Source organism: Strawberry lethal yellows phytoplasma (CPA) str. NZSb11, from assembly GCF_000397185.1.
GTDB classification, from domain to species: Bacteria; Bacillota_I; Bacilli_A; order Acholeplasmatales; family Acholeplasmataceae; genus Phytoplasma; species Phytoplasma australiense.
In genome coordinates this window covers 926,403-946,051 of record NC_021236.1, presented here as the reverse complement: position 1 = coordinate 946,051, position 19,649 = coordinate 926,403, and the positions used below count along the sequence as shown (strand labels likewise).

At 32.5% G+C, this 19,649-nt stretch carries 13 protein-coding genes, 12 tRNA genes, 3 rRNA genes and 1 pseudogene; 15 read left to right on the top strand and 14 right to left on the bottom strand.

Annotated features, from left to right (window positions below; translation table 11 throughout):
- The first annotated feature begins 2,053 nt into the window (after positions 1–2,053).
- The 15 genes from SLY_RS04720 (at position 2,054) to SLY_RS04650 (ending at position 7,799) form a co-directional block, all read left to right on the top strand.
- A 16S ribosomal RNA gene (locus tag SLY_RS04720) occupies positions 2,054–3,584 on the top strand.
- Between the two features lie 68 nt (positions 3,585–3,652).
- Positions 3,653–3,729: transfer RNA gene (locus tag SLY_RS04715), tRNA-Ile, on the top strand.
- Between the two features lie 65 nt (positions 3,730–3,794).
- Positions 3,795–6,644: ribosomal RNA gene (locus SLY_RS04710) — 23S ribosomal RNA — on the top strand.
- Between the two features lie 32 nt (positions 6,645–6,676).
- Positions 6,677–6,782, top strand: a 5S ribosomal RNA gene (rrf, locus tag SLY_RS04705).
- The 16S, 23S and 5S rRNA genes sit together here with 12 tRNA genes alongside, the layout of an rRNA operon.
- 21 nt (positions 6,783–6,803) lie before the next feature.
- Positions 6,804–6,879, top strand: a tRNA-Val gene (locus SLY_RS04700).
- Positions 6,880–6,929: 50 nt separating this feature from the next.
- A tRNA-Thr gene (locus SLY_RS04695) sits at positions 6,930–7,005 on the top strand.
- 2 nt (positions 7,006–7,007) lie between these two features.
- Positions 7,008–7,083, top strand: a tRNA-Lys gene (locus SLY_RS04690).
- A gap of 17 nt (positions 7,084–7,100) precedes the next feature.
- A tRNA-Leu gene (locus tag SLY_RS04685) sits at positions 7,101–7,186 on the top strand.
- Positions 7,187–7,192: 6 nt separating this feature from the next.
- A tRNA-Ala gene (locus SLY_RS04680) sits at positions 7,193–7,268 on the top strand.
- A gap of 22 nt (positions 7,269–7,290) precedes the next feature.
- Positions 7,291–7,367 (top strand) — tRNA-Met (locus tag SLY_RS04675).
- A 1-nt stretch (position 7,368) separates the two neighbouring features.
- Positions 7,369–7,445: transfer RNA gene (locus SLY_RS04670), tRNA-Ile, on the top strand.
- Between the two features lie 7 nt (positions 7,446–7,452).
- Positions 7,453–7,543: transfer RNA gene (locus SLY_RS04665), tRNA-Ser, on the top strand.
- A gap of 20 nt (positions 7,544–7,563) precedes the next feature.
- A tRNA-Met gene (locus tag SLY_RS04660) sits at positions 7,564–7,640 on the top strand.
- A 7-nt stretch (positions 7,641–7,647) separates the two neighbouring features.
- A tRNA-Asp gene (locus SLY_RS04655) sits at positions 7,648–7,723 on the top strand.
- Positions 7,724–7,799 (top strand) — tRNA-Phe (locus SLY_RS04650). It abuts the tRNA gene before it with no gap.
- A 641-nt stretch (positions 7,800–8,440) separates the two neighbouring features.
- Here the strand turns inward: SLY_RS04650 and SLY_RS05175 are convergent.
- The 14 genes and pseudogenes from SLY_RS05175 to SLY_RS05715 all read right to left on the bottom strand — a co-directional run.
- A pseudogene (locus tag SLY_RS05175) lies at positions 8,441–9,299 on the bottom strand (IS3 family transposase); the annotation flags it as partial.
- 1,080 nt (positions 9,300–10,379) lie between these two features.
- The gene (locus SLY_RS04635; RefSeq protein ID WP_041784432.1) at positions 10,380–12,062 is read right to left on the bottom strand and encodes a hypothetical protein; all 1,683 of its coding nucleotides are present in this window, start codon (positions 12,060–12,062) and stop codon (positions 10,380–10,382) included.
- 156 nt (positions 12,063–12,218) lie between these two features.
- A complete protein-coding gene (locus SLY_RS04630) occupies positions 12,219–12,686 on the bottom strand; it encodes an SVM family protein (RefSeq protein WP_051085533.1) in 468 nt (155 codons plus the stop codon).
- Positions 12,687–12,711: 25 nt separating this feature from the next.
- Positions 12,712–13,599: a coiled-coil domain-containing protein gene (locus SLY_RS04625; protein WP_015638384.1), complete on the bottom strand. Its 888-nt coding sequence runs from the start codon at positions 13,597–13,599 to the stop codon at positions 12,712–12,714.
- A 99-nt stretch (positions 13,600–13,698) separates the two neighbouring features.
- Positions 13,699–15,312 carry a coiled-coil domain-containing protein gene (locus SLY_RS04620; protein ID WP_015638383.1) on the bottom strand — a complete coding sequence of 538 codons (1,614 nt, stop codon included), beginning with the start codon at positions 15,310–15,312 and terminating at the stop codon, positions 13,699–13,701.
- Positions 15,313–15,314: 2 nt separating this feature from the next.
- Positions 15,315–16,451 carry an AAA family ATPase gene (locus tag SLY_RS04615; protein WP_041784430.1) on the bottom strand — a complete coding sequence of 379 codons (1,137 nt, stop codon included), beginning with the start codon at positions 16,449–16,451 and terminating at the stop codon, positions 15,315–15,317.
- A gap of 58 nt (positions 16,452–16,509) precedes the next feature.
- On the bottom strand, positions 16,510–16,791 hold the full coding sequence (locus SLY_RS04610) for a hypothetical protein (RefSeq protein ID WP_015638380.1): 282 nt from the start codon (positions 16,789–16,791) through the stop codon (positions 16,510–16,512).
- Between the two features lie 2 nt (positions 16,792–16,793).
- Positions 16,794–17,012 carry a hypothetical protein gene (locus tag SLY_RS04605; protein ID WP_015638379.1) on the bottom strand — a complete coding sequence of 73 codons (219 nt, stop codon included), beginning with the start codon at positions 17,010–17,012 and terminating at the stop codon, positions 16,794–16,796.
- Positions 17,013–17,131: 119 nt separating this feature from the next.
- Positions 17,132–17,365: a hypothetical protein gene (locus SLY_RS04600; RefSeq protein ID WP_041784429.1), complete on the bottom strand. Its 234-nt coding sequence runs from the start codon at positions 17,363–17,365 to the stop codon at positions 17,132–17,134.
- Positions 17,358–17,798 carry a hypothetical protein gene (locus SLY_RS04595; RefSeq protein WP_041784427.1) on the bottom strand — a complete coding sequence of 147 codons (441 nt, stop codon included), beginning with the start codon at positions 17,796–17,798 and terminating at the stop codon, positions 17,358–17,360. Before SLY_RS04595 ends, SLY_RS04600 begins: the two co-directional genes overlap by 8 nt.
- A gap of 22 nt (positions 17,799–17,820) precedes the next feature.
- Complete coding sequence (locus tag SLY_RS04590) at positions 17,821–18,030, bottom strand: hypothetical protein (RefSeq protein WP_200858689.1); 210 nt, start codon at positions 18,028–18,030, stop codon at positions 17,821–17,823.
- Between the two features lies 1 nt (position 18,031).
- On the bottom strand, positions 18,032–18,187 hold the full coding sequence (locus SLY_RS05500; protein ID WP_015638375.1) for a hypothetical protein: 156 nt from the start codon (positions 18,185–18,187) through the stop codon (positions 18,032–18,034).
- A 165-nt stretch (positions 18,188–18,352) separates the two neighbouring features.
- Positions 18,353–18,631 carry an HU family DNA-binding protein gene (locus SLY_RS04580; RefSeq protein ID WP_015638374.1) on the bottom strand — a complete coding sequence of 93 codons (279 nt, stop codon included), beginning with the start codon at positions 18,629–18,631 and terminating at the stop codon, positions 18,353–18,355.
- A gap of 73 nt (positions 18,632–18,704) precedes the next feature.
- Positions 18,705–19,637: a DUF2963 domain-containing protein gene (locus SLY_RS05715; protein WP_015638373.1), complete on the bottom strand. Its 933-nt coding sequence runs from the start codon at positions 19,635–19,637 to the stop codon at positions 18,705–18,707.
- Between the last annotated feature and the right edge of the window lie 12 nt (positions 19,638–19,649).

Here is a 19,649-nt window from a genome sequence, read left to right as displayed (position 1 = left end):
ATTCAAATTTGATGCAAAACAAGCGTTTTCATCACAGAATTAGATCCAACCTCAGGAAAAGAAATCTAATAGATAAACTACCTTAACTTACAAAAATTAGGCGGAACAAATTATCCACAAAATAAGTGTATTTATCTGAAAATACTTGGATATTTCAACATTTAGGACGATTTTTGTATATGTGATGCTACATTCTTTAAGACAATTTTTTATTTTTTCAAAAAATTTAGGACTGACTTATTTTTTAGTCGGTCTTTTTTTGTACCTGAAACTCAAAAAAATAATAACTTTCGTATCCTTTCTAAAAATGTTTTTAGAAAGGAGTGTAATGCCAAACGATGAAATTAAAAAACAATTTTCAAACTTTTTATAAAAACATTTTTTTGTCTTTTAAGAGAATTCGTTAAAAAAAGTTAGAAAATAAAAAAACTTCAAAATAAGATAAATGAGAAGATAAAAAAAGATTAAAAAAACAAAAATTATCCTAATTATTTCATCATCCCAAATTTTTAAAACAAAGAATTTTAAAAAAAGAAAAAAAGTTACCTAGTGTTTGTTTTTGCTAACAGCCTACATTTGAATTTTGTTTTTTTTATGTTCTTTTTAATAATGACTCATCATAATGTATCATTTACTCCTTTCGATGTTTAAGTGTTTTTTTAATGTTTATGGATAATTTCTTACACCCTAAAGACATATCATATTGTGGCGTAGATGATTTTTTATATTTAAATCAAATATTTCCTTTACACAACATTTTAAATAAGCTACGTTAATTTTATAATAATATTTTTTCACTTCAATTTCAAATTTTCTTTTGAAGTTTTTTTACATATTTTTTTATTTAATATTTATTTTGATTTTTTATTTTGTTCAAGAATTAATAAAATATTGAAAATTGTTAGACGTTTTTTCACTTTTTTAAATTTTTTTATTTTGAAACGATATGCAATTATCTATTATTTTTTTTTAGTTTTAAAGAATATTAAAATAAAAATATCTAAAAACAAATTTCCCCCAAATGATTAAAATTTGGAATTTTGTTTAAAAAAACAAAACAACCCAAATGCATTTTTTTATTCAGCAACCCCAATATTTTGGTTAATTCACTTAATAAGTAGTTTGAAAAACACCTTTTATTCAATAACCCCAATTTTTCAAATATCATATTCTTTTTTTAGTTTAATTAATTTGTTGTGGTAATTGAAAAATATGTAATTATCCATTTATATTTTTTAGTTTGAAGGAATTTTTAAAATAAAAAATATCTAAAAATAAGGGAATGACACACATATTCGAACAAAAAAACAAAATCCTTTAATTCTTTGCTCTCCTAAAATCAACCAGACACACCTCAAACAAAAAAACCTCCTCCTCCTTTTTTATTAAAAATTAAACTATAATGACGCCATCTTTTTTTGATCTTTTTTGATAACAAATTTAATAACAAAATCTTCATCGATATCGTAAAACATTTGCAAAAAAATAATTTCTACAAAAAATTTCTTAAAAGTATTTTTATACTTGCCAAATCTTAAAATGTTTGTTATAATTTTTAGGTAGGTTGGTTTTGATTTTAAAGTTGTTTTACCCTTTAATCAAAAATTACTATATAGTGATTGTCTTTTGAGTTTTTGCATCGCAATTTCGACAGAAAAAATTTGCAAGAATTAAATTTCACAGCCATCCCGATATTTGTTATTTATTTTAGCAATTATTTTGTCACATTTCAATTATTTTTTTAATTTTGAAAAAAAAGTAAAAAAACATTTACTATTTGTTTTTTATGTGATATAATAAAAAAGGTATTGCGATTTTATTTGCTTTGAAAATATTTTTTGAGAGCAAAAACAACAATTTTTAATTATTTTTTAATTATTTGTTACTTGCTAAATTGCATATTTTAATTATTTATTCTTAATTTATTTTTTCACAATTTTTTACTAAAACTATTTTAATCTTTGAAAACTGAAGATGATACTGAAAAATTATTTTTTAAATTCATTAATTTTTTTAAACAAATTAGTTTAACTAGTCTGTTTAAAAAGTCAAAAAAACGAAGAGTTTGATCCTGGCTCAGGATTAACGCTGGCGGCGTGCCTAATACATGCAAGTCGAACGGAAGTTTAAGCAATTAAACTTTAGTGGCGAACGGGTGAGTAACGCGTAAGCAATCTGCCCCTAAGACGAGGATAACAGTTGGAAACGACTGCTAAGACTGGATAGGAGATAAGAAGGCATCTTTTTATCTTTAAAAGACCTCGCAAGAGGTATGCTTAGGGAAGAGCTTGCGTCACATTAGTTAGTTGGTGGGGTAAAGGCCTACCAAGACTATGATGTGTAGCCGGACTGAGAGGTTGAACGGCCACATTGGGACTGAGACACGGCCCAAACTCCTACGGGAGGCAGCAGTAAGGAATTTTCGGCAATGGAGGAAACTCTGACCGAGCAACGCCGCGTGAACGATGAAGTATTTCGGTACGTAAAGTTCTTTTATTAGGGAAGAAAAGATGGTGGAAAAACCATTATGACGGTACCTAATGAATAAGCCCCGGCTAACTATGTGCCAGCAGCCGCGGTAATACATAGGGGGCAAGCGTTATCCGGAATTATTGGGCGTAAAGGGTGCGTAGGCGGTTAAATAAGTTTATGGTCTAAGTGCAATGCTTAACGTTGTGATGCTATAAAAACTGTTTAGCTAGAGTTGGATAGAGGCAAGTGGAATTCCATGTGTAGTGGTAAAATGCGTAAATATATGGAGGAACACCAGAAGCGAAGGCGGCTTGCTGGGTCTTAACTGACGCTGAGGCACGAAAGCGTGGGGAGCAAACAGGATTAGATACCCTGGTAGTCCACGCCCTAAACGATGAGTACTAAACATTGGGTAAAACCAGTGTTGAAGTTAACACATTAAGTACTCCGCCTGAGTAGTACGTACGCAAGTATGAAACTTAAAGGAATTGACGGGACTCCGCACAAGCGGTGGATCATGTTGTTTAATTCGAAGGTACCCGAAAAACCTCACCAGGTCTTGACATGCTTTTGCAAAGCGGTAGAAATATCGTGGAGGTTATCAGAAGCACAGGTGGTGCATGGTTGTCGTCAGCTCGTGTCGTGAGATGTTGGGTTAAGTCCCGCAACGAGCGCAACCCTTGTTGTTAATTGCCATCATTAAGTTGGGGACTTTAGCAAGACTGCCAGTGATAAATTGGAGGAAGGTGGGGACGACGTCAAATCATCATGCCCCTTATGACCTGGGCTACAAACGTGATACAATGGCTGTTACAAAGGGCAGCTAAAGCGTAAGCTTTTGGCGAATCTCAAAAAAGCAGTCTCAGTTCGGATTGAAGTCTGCAACTCGACTTCATGAAGTTGGAATCGCTAGTAATCGCGAATCAGCATGTCGCGGTGAATACGTTCTCGGGGTTTGTACACACCGCCCGTCAAACCACGAAAGTTGGCAATACCCAAAGCCGGTGGCCTAACTTCGCAAGAAGAGGGAGCCGTCTAAGGTAGGGTTGATAATTGGGGTTAAGTCGTAACAAGGTATCCCTACCGGAAGGTGGGGATGGATCACCTCCTTTCTAAGGAAAAAAGTTATCATCTTCAGTTTTGAGAGACTTAAAAAAGTTTTTCGTTTTTTTAAGATTAAGGGCCTATAGCTCAGTTGGTTAGAGCACACGCCTGATAAGCGTGAGGTCGGTGGTTCAAGTCCATTTAGGCCCACCAAATAAAATAGGTCACATCTTAAAAAAAGCTCTTTGAAAAGTAGATAAACAACAAAGGTTAAAAAAATCAAAGGAACTAAGGGCGCACAGTGGATGCCTTGGCACTAAGAGCCGATGAAGGACGCAATTAACGGCGATACGCCACGGGGAACTGTAAATAAGTGGAGATCCGTGGATTTCCGAATGGGACAACCCGTTGCATTGAAGATGCATCATCCTCGTAAGAGGAAGGAAACGCAGTGAACTGAAATATCTAAGTAACTGCAGGAAAAGAAAGTAATAACGATTCTGGTAGTAGTGACGAGCGAACCCGGAAAAGCCTGATACCACCACTAGTTAACAAGTTTTTGTCAAGTAGAAGCTTTTGGAAAGAAGCACCAAAGAAGGTGACAGTCCCGTAAACGTAAGCAAAAACCTAGGGTATCAACAAGTACGGCGAGACACGAGAAATCTTGTCGGAAGATGGGAGGACCATCTCCTAAGGCTAAATACTACTTAGTGACCGATAGTGAACTAGTACCGTGAGGGAAAGGTGAAAAGAACCCCGAAAGGGGAGTGAAATAGATCCTGAAACTGTGTGCCTACAATTAGTCAAAGCACGTTAATGTGTGATGGCTTGCCTTTTGCAGAATGAACCGGCGAGTTATGATATGGAGCAAGGTTAAGTTTGAAGGAACGGAGCCGTAGCGAAAGCGAGTCTTAATAGGGCGTTTCAGTTGCATGTCATAGACCCGAAACTGGTGTGAGCTAGCCATGAGCAGGTTGAAATTTAGGTAAAACTAAATGGAGGACCGAACCAGGACACGTTGAAAAGTGTTTGGATGACTTGTGGCTAGGGGTGAAATTCCAATCGAACCCAGAGATAGCTGGTTCTCCCCGAAATAGCTTTAGGGCTAGCGTTGATTTGGTTATTTGGTGAAGGTAGAGCACTGAATGGGCAAGGGCTCCACCTCGGGGTACCGAACTCAATCAAACTCCGAATGTTACCAAATAAAATCAGCAGTCAGACTGTGGGTGATAAGGTCCATGGTCAAAAGGGAAAGAGCCCAGACCGTCAGCTAAGGTCCCCAAATTGATGTTAAGTGGCAAAGGAAGTGAAGGCGTTTAAACAACTAGGAGGTTGGCTTAGAAGCAGCCATCCTTTAAAGAGTGCGTAATAGCTCACTAGTCGAATGACTCTGCGCCGAAAATGTATCGGGGCTAAAACATCATACCGAAGCTACGGATTGAAATAACTTTTTAGTTATTTGAGTGGTAGGGGAAGCGTTCTGACATCAGTGAAGCCATAGCGGAAGCAGTGGTGGAGAGGTCAGAAGTGAGAATGCCGGTGTAAGTAACGAAAAGATAGGTGAGAATCCTATCCGTCAAAAACCCAAGGTTTCCAGGGCTAGGTTCGTCCTCCCTGGGTTAGTCGGGTCCTAAGGTGAGGGAGAAATCCGTAGCCGATGGCAAACAGGCTGAAATTCCTGTACTAGTTAATCAACTGATGGAGGGACAAAGCAGGCTAAACACGCCCCTTATTGGATTGGGGTAGAAAAACTAAGTCTGAGAAGACAGGCAAATCCGTTTTCTCATTCCAAAAGACAAGGTTTGAAAGTAAAGTGATTGATGTCATACTTTCAAGAAAAGCTTCTAGGGTTAATTGATTAACTACCCGTACCGTAAACCGACACAGGTGGGAAGGTAGAGTATACTAAGACGCGCGAGCGAACTCTTGTTAAGGAACTCGGCAAAATTACTCCGTAACTTCGGGATAAGGAGAGCTTTTATTAATACTAAAAGCCGCAGAGAATAGGCCCAAGCGACTGTTTATCAAAAACATAGGTCTCTGCTAAACCGTAAGGTGATGTATAGGGGCTGATGCCTGCCCGGTGCTGGAAGATTAAAAGGAGATGTCAGGCAACGAAGCATTGAATTGAAGTCCCAGTAAACGGCGGCCGTAACTATAACGGTCCTAAGGTAGCGAAATTCCTTGTCGGGTAAATTCCGACCCGCACGAAAGGCATAACGATTTGGGCGCTGTCTCAACAAGAGCCTCGGTGAAATCAAATTACCGGTGAAAATGCCGGTTACCCGCGACAGGACGAAAAGACCCCATGGAGCTTTACTGCAACTTAATATTGAAATTGGAAATAAGATGTACAGGATAGGTGGGAGACTGTGATTAAAAGACGCTAGTTTTTTAGGAGTCAACCTTGGGATACCACCCTTGTTATTTTTAGTTTCTAACCTCTGCAAGTGGATTGCAAGGGACAGTGTTTGGTGGGCAGTTTGACTGGGGCGGTCGCCTCCTAAAGAGTAACGGAGGCGTTCGAAGGTTCCCTCAAAATGGTTGGAAATCATTTGAAGAGCATAAAGGCATAAGGGAGCTTGACTGTGAGACCTACAAGTCGAACAGGGACGAAAGTCGGACTTAGTGATCTTACGGTACCGAATGGAAGGGCCGTGACTCAACGGATAAAAGCTACCCTGGGGATAACAGGCTTATCGCTTCCAAGCGTTCACAGCGACGAAGCGGTTTGGCACCTCGATGTCGGCTCATCACATCCTGGAGCTGGAGAAGGTTCCAAGGGTTGGGCTGTTCGCCCATTAAAGTGGAACGCGAGCTGGGTTCAGAACGTCGTGAGACAGTTCGGTCTCTATCCGTCGTGGGCGTTGGAAATTTGAAAGGAACTGTCCCTAGTATGAGAAGACCGGGATGGATATACCGCTGGTGTTTCAGTTGGTTCGCCAGAGCCACAGCTGAGTAGCTATGTATAGAAAGGATAAACACTGAAAGCATCTAAGTGTGAAGCCTCCCTTAAGATGAGATTTCCCTATGAGATCCCTGAAAGACGATCAGGTTGATAGGCTAGAGGTGTAAGAAGGGTGACCTTTTTAGCTGACTAGTACTAATAGATCCATTGACTTTGATTTTTTTAACTGAGTTTATCTAGTTTTGAAAGATTCTTGGTGCATAAAACTAAGGGGAAACACCTGTTACCATCCCGAACACAGCAGTTAAGTCCTTAGTACTGACAATAGTTTTACGAGCGAAGATAGGGAGTGCCAAGAATTGCTTAAATAAATAAATAAAGAGGATTAGCTCAGCTGGGAGAGCGTCTGCCTTACAAGCAGAATGTCGGGGGTTCGAATCCCTCATCCTCTACCATTTTTTTATACTGGATTCAAATTTTTTTAATTTATTAAATACGTCAATATGCCAAAATAGCTCAGCTGGTAGAGCAACTGACTTGTAATCAGTAGGTCGCGGGTTCGACTCCTGTTTTTGGCACCAATGTCCCGTTAGCTCAGTTGGTAGAGCACTTGACTTTTAATCAAGGTGTCGAAGGTTCGAATCCTTCACGGGATACCAAAAAAGAAATAATGATTGCCTGGATGGTGGAATCGGTAGACACGTGGGACTTAAAATCCCATGGCTTATAGCCGTGTCGGTTCAAGTCCGACTCTAGGTACCATTTGATGGGGCTTTAGCTCAGCTGGAAGAGCATCTGTCTTGCACACAGAAGGTCAGCGGTTCGATCCCGCTAAGCTCCACCAAATTAAAATGAATGTAATTAACGGCGGTGTAGCTCAGCTGGCAAGAGTACACGGTTCATACCCGTGGGGTCGAGGGTTCAAATCCCTCTGCCGCTACCATGGACCTGTAGCTCAGTTGGTTAGAGCTACCGGCTCATAACCGGTTGGTCGTAGGTTCGAATCCTACCGGGTCCACCATTTTTTTGGAGGAATACCCAAGTCCGGTTGAAGGGGTCAGTCTTGAAAACTGAGAGGTCTGAAAGGGCGCGGGGGTTCGAATCCCTCTTCCTCCGCCATCAAAAATTATATTATATACCGCGGGGTAGAGCAGTTTGGTAGCTCGTCGGGCTCATAATCCGAAGGTCATAGGTTCAAATCCTATCCCCGCAACCAAAAAAAAGGTCCGGTGGTGTAGTGGTTAACATGCTTGCCTGTCACGCAGGAGATCGCGGGTTCAAGTCCCGTCCGGACCGCCAGGCTCTGTAGCTCAGTCGGTAGAGCAGTGGCCTGAAGAGCCTCGTGTCGACAGTTCGATTCTGTCCGGAGCCACCATATTATTTTCTGATTTTTTTAACTATAACTTTCTTAAGCCAATATAAATCAAAGTAGCCTTAAAAGCTACTTTTTTTCTTTAATTTTTTAAACTTTTTTAAAGTAGTTTTTTTTCAAGATTTTAAATAGATTTTTTTAAACTTGTTTAAAGAATTAAAAATGTTTGGAAGTCTTTTTGATTGTTTTTTATTGCATCATAAAATATGATTACAGTTATTTTTAACGTTTTTTGCTTTTTTATAAATATTTAAAAATTTGTTCTTTGTTTTCCAAAAAAACACTTTCCAAAATTGCGCTGTTCCGTTTTTTAATACAACTTTTTATTTATAAATTATTCTTTAAGACTTTAAAATTAAGTAGATAATTTCATATCTTTTCAAACTAACAAAGTAATTTCATTACACTTAAAAAGTGTCTAATGTTTTTGTATAATTTGCTAGTTTCAAAAGATATTTTTTTAATTTTTATCCTTACACTATATAGATAGGGCAAAAAAATCAAAAAGTCACCATAAAAATGACATGGGTTGCATTTTTTTACACAATAATGCGGAATTTTTATTTTTTTTACTTAAAAAAATGTACAGTGAAATAACCTCTTTTAAAAAGGTTGCAGTTGAATTCGTCAATTAATTAAAATATTTATCTAAAAGATTGAGAATATTTTAAAGGCGATAAAGTATTTAATTTAGTTAAAAGCCATTTATGATTCCAAAAAGAAGTGAATCGATTGATTATTTTTTTGATTTTGCATGGAACTTGTTGAAATAAAAACGGATGCTGGTTGAATAAAATACTTTTCATCTGGCCAAAAAAGTTCTCAATCACGGCGTTATCGCGTGGGGTTGCTTTGCGGGACATGCTGATTAAAAACCTTTTTTTAGTTAAGGTTTGTTGTACTTTTAGGGATTGATAAACTAATCCTTGGTCGGAATGGATAACACAAAGTTCTTTTAATGGAGGTAGTTTTTTTGATTGTATTTAAAATTAATTCTTTATCTTGGCGATTCGAAGTATGGGATGCGATAACTTGGTTGTTAAAAGAATCGATGATGGCAGAAAAATAGATAAAACCTTGAGAAGTTTGGAAATAAGTAATATCGGTGAATAATTTTTGCATAGGTTGGGAGGCGGTAAAGTCTTGATTGATTAAATTTGGTGCAACTTGGAGATTAGATTTTAAATTTTTATGATAATAATATTTATTTTTTTTAGGCCTTAACTTACAACAAATATTATTTTCTTTCATGATAAGATAAACTTTTTTCTTAGTAATGGGTTCGTTGAAAGTTTTTTGGTATAAATCAGTAATTTTACGATGGCCGTAAAAATATTGGTGGTGTAAACATAAAACTTTAATTCTTTTTTGTTGTAAAAAATATTTTGTTTGTTTTAATTTTAACTTTTCTTCAATTTTTAGCCAATAATAATAAGTACTTCGATTAATGCGAATTGTTTTTAAAATGGTAGTTAAATTTAGGTCTTGAGAAAATTGTTTAACCTTATTAGAAACATACCATTATATAGATAGGGCAAAAAAATCAAAAAGTCATCATAAAAATGACATGGGTTGCATTTTTTTACACAATAATGCGGAATTTTTAATTTTGAGAGGATGGAAGAGATAAAAAACCCCCCCTCAACTAGAGGGGGGGTTATAAATTAGGTTTAAAAATGATCCGTTTTAATTTATTCCAAAATTGTAAAAATTAAAAGTAGGTATTTACAAGGTTTTTTGAAGGTCACTTAGAGGCTAAATTGGATTTAAGGGGGGTATAAATTACAAATAAGGTAATAACCTTATTTGTAATTTAATCACAGCGAGAAGGGCAAAATAATGCGTTAAAGAGGCATGTTTGATTTGGTGGGGTATTTTTTTATTCTAAAATTAGTTAGTTGAAATTATTATTTTAATTTCTTGTTTGACTTCTTCTTTATTATAACATAAAACTCTTTTTTAGATTTTACCAAAGATGAGCAAAAAAAATGACCTCCAAATGGAGGTCTTAATATCTATTTAAAACTGAATTTTAAAATATATTATATTCCATTTATATATATAGGCCGAAAAAATGAAAAAGTTGCATATAAAACGACATGGATTAAATTTTTTTACACAATAATGCGGAATTTTTAATTTTGAGAGGATTGAAGAGATAAAAACCCCCCCTCTAGTTGAGGGGGGGTATAAATTAGGTTTAAAAATGATCAGTTTTAGTTTATGCCAAAATTGTAAAAATTAAAATTACGTATTTACAAGGTTTTTTGAAGGTCACTTAGAGGCTAAATTGGATTTAAAGGGGTATAAATCAATCCATTAAATATTAATTGTAATTTAATCACAGCGAGAGGGGCAAAATAATGCGTTAAAGAGGCATGTTTGATTGGGGGGGTTATAAAAAGTGTCAGTAGAAGAAATTATAATTATAATTTTATCCTCTTAATCTTGGTTTTGATGTTTCTTCTGTTGGTTGAGTGTTAAATCTATTGTTTTCCAAAAGTCTGATATATCTTTGTTTTGGGTTGAAGTAAAGGTAGTAGTTTTTTATTTCGGATTTTGAATATCACGAATCTTTATCATTTACATCAATTCTTGAGGTTTTTTGGGTGGTGGAGTGGTGTCATAAAAATTATAAAAAGTATTGTTTGAGCCAGAACATTCACGCCCATTAACATACCATTCATCTATGAAAGTATTTATAACATAACGATATCTACATTTTCCCCCTTCTTCATTATAAATGTCTCTTGATGAACGACCAAATTTATCTCTTATTTCTCCAGCTGAATAAGAAATGCCAGGTTTAATGTAACATTGGTTTAACCAATTTACATAAGCATCACGATATTGTTTGGCGAGTTTAATTTGGAGTGTATCATTTTTACAAACTACAAAATAACAACAATCAGTAGTTTCAAAAGTATGTTTGACTATTTTAATCGGGAAAAGAATAGAAATTTTTTTATAAGCAGGAGAAGTAATTTCTATATAAGCATCACGATTTTCGCTTTGTTCTTCATAGTCATCTTCTTGAACTAGAGGAGGAAAAGTGTAAAGGTTGTTTTCTCGTTTCCAGTCACGAATAGCTTGGTAAGGATCAATAGCATCGGGTAATTTAATTTCTTTGATTCTTTTTTTAGTAGTGAAAGAAAAAAGATAGATTTTTTTGGCACCATTAGAGAGTTTCTTTAAATCTTCAATATTGTAAGTTTGGGAACTTTCTGGGAAAAAACGGATTCCATCATCAAAGTAAATAGCCTCTATTTGTTGTTGTTGAGGTGGTTCTAGTTCAGAAACTGGTTCACTAAAAACTAATTCTACTCCACCAATATCATATCCTATTTTATTCATATCAATAGAAGGTGTACAATAATATTTTCCTGGGGCCTTTTGTATGCTTTCTCCTCGTATGGTACATTCTTTAATTAATTCTCGAGTATCTCTATAAACTCGCATTAGGCTGAATTCTTCAATTTTCAAAAAATCAATCTTTGGAGTAAATATATATGTGAAAGGTTTATCAGACCAAAAAGTAAGAAAATCTATTTTTTTCATACTAGTTTTATGATTATATTTTTTTTGTGCTTGTAAAAGCCAATTTTTGATTTCATTATCTTTTTCATGGGTTGTGTAATTTATTGAAGGTAAAGGAACAACTAGACCAGTAGTTGGAGTAGCGTTGTAACAACCTAATTTAGTTGGTTTGGGTTCTTTGATGATTTTGTTTTTGATTAAGTATTCGTTTATCGCTTTTTCTTTATTGTCGCTTGCAAAGATATCTAGCTTGACGAAAGTTATATTGACATTTGTTTGAGTCGGTTGTTTGTTAGCATCCCAAAAGACAAAAGCTTCTTCGATGGCAATTTCATATTTTAAAAGGTCATCTAGGGTGTATTCATCGTCATCATGGGGATATTTAATTTTAAAAGGGTTTTTTCTGGCTTTGAAAAAAACACAGATTAATCCTAAAGGAGGATTTTTGAGTTTAAAATCAAAGAAAGTGTAATAATAAGGATTATAAATAGGCTTTTCATTCAAACCATAAGTAGAAGTTTCAATATTGAAATATTTTAGGATTTCAGGGATACTTTCTTTGGATAAAACAGGAATGTCATATCTTTTCATTTTGGGTTGGGTCGCTAACCATTCTTGTTGGAGGGTTTCGTAATCTGCTAATTTAATTTTGGTTTTGTTTTGACTATGAAAAAAAGAAGAATGAGCATTGATGAAAGGGACAAAATTGATGATAATTATTAATAAAATAATTATTAATTTTTTAGATAAAGGGGATTTTAATTACTTTAAACATTATTTAATAACCTCCTAATTCTTTTTTTAATTTTTTGTTGCCTGACAAATGGTAAAAAGGGATAAAAAAAGACCCTTTATAGGGTCTTGTGGTTGTGATTAACAATTATTTTATTTATTTAATTTAGTATATTTTTTGTCTAGATCCTGAATTTTTATCACTAATTTTTGATGTTTTGCGATCATTTCTTGTATTGCAGGGTTTTGATTAGAACTACTTAAAATTTGATTTGCTATTTGATTTCGTTCAAGTGAATAATCCCAAATTTTTTCATTTATAGACTTTAAAAGTTTAATATCATAAATTCTTTGATAAAGATTTTTAATTATTTGATCTAAATCATTTAATTGTTTTTGTAATGTTACATCATCATCTAAATGATAAGTACGAAAATATGAAATTTTAGTAGCTAATTCTTTTCGTTTTGAATAAAGTTTATTAATTTCATTATTTATGTAATTTTCATCATTTAAATTATTCATTGCCATAACTTGATTATTATTTATCACAAATAATAATCCTAAACAACTAATTAAAAAGAATGGTAAAAGATGTAATTTATTTTTTAATTTAATCATAAATTTAAAAACCTCTTTTTTTATTTTATCCTTCATTTGGGGTAATTTCATAAAGGGAGTCAAGGGATTTTAAGATTTCATTTTTATATTCTGTTTCTTTTATTTGATATCTTTTTTCTAAATCTTTTTTTAACATTTCAGCACCAGATAACATTTCTTGATATTTTTCTTGTTTACTTTCTAATTTACCAATTTGAACTTTGATTTTGCCGATTTCACCAACTATCTCTGAAATTTCAGCTTTGAGTTTATCAATTTCGGCTTGCAGTCTAATTTCTTCAATTTGGTTTGGGATTTTTGGGTTTTTAATTTCAATATTATACATTTTTTTAAGCATTTTTGCATAAGATGGAGAAATTTCGCCACATTGATATTTAATTTTTTTTAATATTTCTTTTTTTTCGTCGCGTTGTTTTTCTAGTTTTTGTTGTTTTGGTTTTAAAGCTTCTATTTGAGGTTGAATAGAATTTAATTGAAATTGGTGTTCATCACAGACTTTTTGTTTTTCATCTACCCATGTTTTTTGTTCTTTTAATAAATTAAATGATAATTGCCAACTATTTTTAAGTTTATTGATTTCTTCTTGTTCTCTTGCTGATAGATCTGATGGTAATTTAGAAGTGTCAGTAGGTTCAGTGAAAAGATAAGTTTTAATTTGTTCTAACTTAGCAGCAATGGTTTGAATTTTAGGTTGGAGAGTTTCTTCCGTAGAACGTTTCATTCTTGAAGGATTTGTTGGGGTTTCGGGTTCTAAGGAATCTTTTTCTGGAGTTTGTCCTAAAGGAGATAAAGAATTTTTTTCGTTTTGATAATCATTAAATCCTTGTTTAATGCCTATGATAATTGCTATTCCGAAAAGTAAAATGATAATAATAGTTACTAAATGTTTTTGAAAAAAATTGGGTTGTTTCATAATTTATTTACCTTTTCTAATAATGGCGATTGGTGATAATTAATCATATCACTCATCACCATTATACAATTTTATTAATAAAATGTTTGGAGAAAATAATTATTTATTTGGAATCATAACCATTTCAGTGATTTTACCAACTCGTCTAGCTTGCAGGCGTTGTTGAGCGTGAGCGTAACTCGGATTTTTTTGTTTTAAGACTTCTTTTAAAACATTTACATCTTCTCTTTTAGTTTCTAATTTATCTTCTAATTCAGTTTTATCTTCATATAATTTGCCAGTGTCAGAAACTTCTATTTGTTTAGCTTTTAATTCATCGATGATGGTCGAGTATTCATCAATCCAAGTTCTAAAATCTTTTTTTATATCTTTATTTAATTTTTCAGACTTTCTGGTTTCTTCCTTTAAATTATCTTCATTTTGACGAAGTTTATAATCACCTAATTTTTTTTCGTAATCTTTGTAGTCAGCTTCAAGTTTGTCTAAATCACGGTCAATATCTTTCGTATACATCTCTAAAGCTTCTTCGGTAATCATTGGTGGATGTTCTTTATTTTCATTAATTACTTCATTATACATGTGCCATAAACGGTGGCCTTCGTGAAGAACTAAAGTAGTTTTTACCATCCCTTGGCCGAACTTACGCGTAACACTTATTGTTTTATCTATAGTTTTCAGACCATATTTAGCAGGGATTAAGTCAGTAACTTTATCAAAACCTTTGAAGATCCATTTGACAATATTTCCCGCTGATGCTTCATTTTCTTTTTCATAAGTTATCATGCGGTTATACATTTCTCGATATTTTACTTTTAGGGATTGATATAATTCTTTTTCGAGTTTGATTTCTTCAAGTTTTTTATTGACTTCATCAATTTCTTTTTGGATTTCGGCACGGCGATCTTCAACTGATTGGATTTGGTTAAATAGTGATTTTTCATCAGCAGATAAAGTTTGAAATCTTTTTTTTAAATCTTTTTTTAACATTTCAGCACCAGATAACATATCTTGGTATTTTTCTTGTTTACTTTCTAATTTACCAATTTGAACTTCAATTTTGCCGATTTCACCAACTATCTCTGAAATTTCAGCTTGGAGTTTATCAATTTTTGCTTGTAATCTAATTTTATCATCTGGAGAAGCTAGATTAAATTGTTCTTCTTTGGTTTTAATTTCTTTTTCTTTGGCTTCTTTTTGTTGTTCTAATTGGATTAGTTTGCCTTTTAAGATAGTGATATTTTCGGTATTTTTATCTAAATTTTCTTTTATTTCTTTAATTTTTGTTTCATTGTTATTCAGAGACTCTTTGATTTTATCTTTGGCTTTTTGGGTTGTTTCTTGGAGTTCGTAAAGTTCTTTTAATTCCGCTTCACAATTTTGTAATTCCTTTTCCCAATCTTTTTTTAAACCATGATAATTATTAATCGTTTCATCGTATTTTTTAATTGCTTTATCAATTTTTTCGATTAATTGGCCTGTGTATTTACTTGATGGTTCAGTTTTATGAAAGAAAGATAAGTAAAGAAAACTGAATAGGGTAAGAATAATTAAAAAAGGAATTAAATAACTTTTTAGGGTTGTGGTTTTTTGATTGTGAGAAGATTTGTTTTTGATGAAACAAAAAAGGCCAAAAACAGTAGTAGCAAGCAAAAACCATGTTAAATAAGATTTTAAGTTAATAAAACCTTTCAGAACATCTAATGGTGATATCATATTTATTCACCTCCTTTCGGGGTTAAATTGTTTTCAATTTGATCTAATAAACTGGTATCTGGTGAAATAATCAATTGATAAGCCTGTTTTAAATCTTCTTTGTTAATTTCACTTCTTTTGTTTTCACCTTTACCACGGTTTTTAGCAAAAATACTAACAGTGGTTTTTAACAGGTTTTCTAAAGTACGATTGGCTTTTAAGAATTGTTGATTTTGTGGTAATCTTTCCAAAGCTTCGTTAATTACTTCAAATAAATACTGTTTTGCTTCTTCACTATAAGGGTTTTTTCTTTTCTTCGTTAAGAATTCTAACATTTGTTGACGTTCGGCTTTATTTCCTGGTTTTACTTCGATGTTAAAATCAAATCTTGATTTAATCGCTTCATCAATTAAATGATATTGATTTGTTGCCCCAATTATGAAAATTGGTTTATCAGGATTATTATTCATAGAAGTCATTTCAGTTTTGAATTGGTTAACAACGTTAGCTATTTCTGAACCTGCTTCTAACATACTTAAATCAGTAAAAATAGTTTCACATTCATCTAAAAAGATGATCGCCCCATTACATTCTTCTGCAACAATTCTTGCATCAGTGAATAAATCTTTTACCATTTTCGGTGCTAATCCTTTATATTTTTGGGAAAATAAGGAACTATTTACTTCAAAGAATGGTAAATTAGTTTCTTTGGCAAGCGCTCGTGCTAGAGTGGTTTTACCTGTACCAGGAACTCCATACATTAAAATTCCTAAGGGTGGTTCAACTTGTCCGATGCCTTGGTAGTTTTCAGGGTTTTTGAAATAATCAATAAACCCTTGGACTGCTTTTAATTCTTCTTTAAACCCAATTAATTTGTCAAAACCGATAAATTTTTGTGGGTCGGAAGGTTCAAAAATAACTCCTTCTTTTTGGAGGTTTGTGTTAGTAGAAAGATTATTATTGTCTAATAAAGTTTGTTTTTTATCTTTTGGTCGTTCTTCTTGTTGTTTAAGTAACCCTTCGTGTTGGTTTATTTTTTCCTCAGTAGTGCTTAAAGTTTGATGATGAATCCAGACATAAGTTGCTAACCAAAATAAAATAATAATCGTCATTACTTTTAAGAGAAGTGGTTTGGTTGGGGTTTGGTTTTTGGTTTTCATAATTTATTTCCTTTCTCAAATAAGACTAAGTTTTTTAACTTAGTCTTATTTCTTTTAATTAAGCCAATTGCGTAATTTTGTTTTCAATAGTTGTGCTACCACCACTAAACGCATTTCCATCTTTATCAACTAATTCATAGTCAAGAACTAAGGTTAAGTTCGGATTTGGTGCTTCAACAAAGTTGTTTTGTTCTAATTTAATTTTTTCTTGTTTTTGACGTGAGAAATAATTATTAATAGCCACAATAGAACTAATGGCAAAAAAAGAACAAATTAAAATTGTAAGAACAGTAATTATTTTGTTTTTAGTTTTGTTATTTGGTTTTTGGTTTTTTTTCATGATTATTTACCTCCTAAGGTTGATTTAATGATAGCAATTAAATTATTTATACCTGTGGTTAACCAAGGGATTTGGTTTTGGTAATAAATAACATTGACAAGTATAATAAAATTAAAAATGATTGTTAAATTTATAAATGTTTTAAATAAATTGCCTTTGTTGTTGTTGGAAGTTGTTTGAGTTGGTTGTTTTTCTGGGGTGGTTGGTACTTTTACTACCATTGTTTTGCTTGGTGGACTTGGTTTTGAATTTATTACTTTTTTATTTTTTAATTCGGTTGATTTTTTATTTGTTTTTTCTTTTTTATTACTTTTTTAATCATTGTTTTTTCTCCTTTGTATTAATTATTTATTTTTTTGTAATTTTCTAAATCATCCTTTTCTTTTGATTCATTATTTGGTTTGGGAAGAATTGAAGATGATTTATTGGTTTTAATTTCTTTTTGTGTTTCAGATTTATTATTGATTTCTGGCAATGGAAGAAAATTAAAAAAGATTTTTTTAATGATAAACATTAAAGAAGTTGTGAATAGGGCGCCAACGATAAATCCGATGGCGAAATTTAGGTCATTCATTTTCTTCCTCCTTTTCATTAATTGGATTGATATTTCGCGATTTTAGATGTTTTTTTCTTGCTTTTTTCTCTTGCCAATGAGCAACTTTAACTCTTTGCATTTCTATTTGGGATTGAAGTTTTTCTTGGTTTTCATTGATTTTATCTAGTTTTTTTAATAATTGTTTTTCTAAGTATTCTTGTTTGGCATTTTGGATTTCTAATTTTTGTAGTTTTTTGTTGGGGAAAAAGATACCCAAAATTAAATCTTTGACGAAAATACAAATATTTGCAATTAATTTAAAAATAGGTTTGAAACCAGAAACAATAAGAATAGTGAAAAGTGTTGTTTGAATTCCATCCATTCTTCGTTCAAGTATTTCGGTAGTGCTAAATCCTTTGGTATAATTTAATATAAAATTGCTAATTGTTGCAAATATTGAAAATAACCACATAATCACCCTCCTTTCTTAATTTTTATAATTTTTCTATTTCTTCTTCTAGTTCTTTCATAACTTTTCTTCGTTTTTTAGATAATTTCTTTTTGTTTTTAAAAGTCTTCTTGGGGTGGTCTAAATTAAGCCATTTCCCTTTGGTCTGATTATATTTGTTGATTTTTTTCTTGTTTTGGGAATTGCGGGATTTGAAATAAGTTCCGCGGAATGCTTCTGACATGCCGTCGCTCATATTATTCATTCTCCTTATTATTTTTTTTATCAAGTTTTTCTATTAATTCATCTAGATTTTTATGTGTTTCATTGAATCGTTCTTGGGTTTGCTTTCTTGTATCATTAACATTATCTTCAACTTTATTAATTTTTTCTTTTAAATGTTCGCTATTCAAATTGATATGATCTTTTAAATGTTTGCTTTGGGATAAACCAATTTGACGAGTTAATAAATAAGTAGTGAATATTGAAAGAAAAATAATAATTACATAAAAAATATTTGATGTTTTTTATTTTTTTTCATTTTTTAAACCAACTTTTTTTTTTTTAGTTTAATTTAACTATTTTTTTGACTTTATTTTTAAGGCTTGATGATAGTTAAAAGTCACAGCCGTTTTAGCAGGGATTTTTAGTTTTTTGCCTGTTTTGGGGTGTTTCCATAAACGAGCTTGTCGGGTTTTTAAAACAAATCTTCCAAGTTGGGGTGACAAAACTACCTCTTCGTTGGAAGTTATTGCTTCAATTAAGGTGTTTTCAAAGGAATTGTAAAATTCCTCAGTTTGGGTAACTGAATTTTTAGTTACTTTTGCAAGTGTTGTAATTAATTCTTTTTTAGTCATTGTTTTAGTGTCTCCTTTTTTGTTTATATTTTTTTTGATTAAAGTTTTGATTATTTGGGTTTTTTATGTATGATTAATATTTTTTTGTTGCTTTTATACTCCCATTGGGGTTGTAATAGATTTCATTAAAAACAGTTCCATCTGGGTTGTATTGGGTTTGTTTGGTTCGTTTATCTGTTTGGGGGTTATATTCAGTAGTATAAATTAATGTTTTGAAATTATCTTGATAGCAATTTATGGTGTGTTTTTTATCATCCATTATCATTATTTCTTCTCCAATTTTGCCATCAAGATGATAATTAATTGTTTTGATTATTTCTGCAGTTATAGGGTTCCAACAAATAATACAGTTAATGATTTTGCCATCTTCACGGAACCAAGTTGATTTATTTAATTTGCCATCAGAGTAATATTCAATAACAAACCTCTTTGTTTTGCCGTCGCCGTAATAATGAGTTTCTTTAATTCTTTTATGTGTTTGAGGGTCGTATTCTTGGATGACATAAATTGTTTTGCCATCGGAATAGTATTGGGTTTGTTTGGTTCGTTTATCTGTTTGGGGGTTATATTCAGTAGTATAAATTAATGTTTTGAAATTATCTTGATAGCAATTTATGGTGTGTTTTTTATCATCCATTATCATTATTTCTTCTCCAATTTTGCCATCAAGATGATAATTAATTGTTTTGATTATTTCTGCAGTTATAGGGTTCCAACAAATAATACAGTTAATGATTTTGCCATCTTCACGGAACCAAGTTGATTTATTTAATTTGCCATCAGAGTAATATTCAATAACAAACCTCTTTGTTTTGCCGTCGCCGTAATAATGAGTTTCTTTAATTCTTTTATGTGTTTGAGGGTCGTATTCTTGGATGACATAAATTGTTTTGCCATCGGAATAGTATTGGGTTTGTTTGGTTAATTTACCATCTGGGCTATATTCAGCAACAAATTTTATAGCTGTTTTAATTCCTTTGCGATAAAAAGTTTTTTGATGATTCATAATTATTTTTCT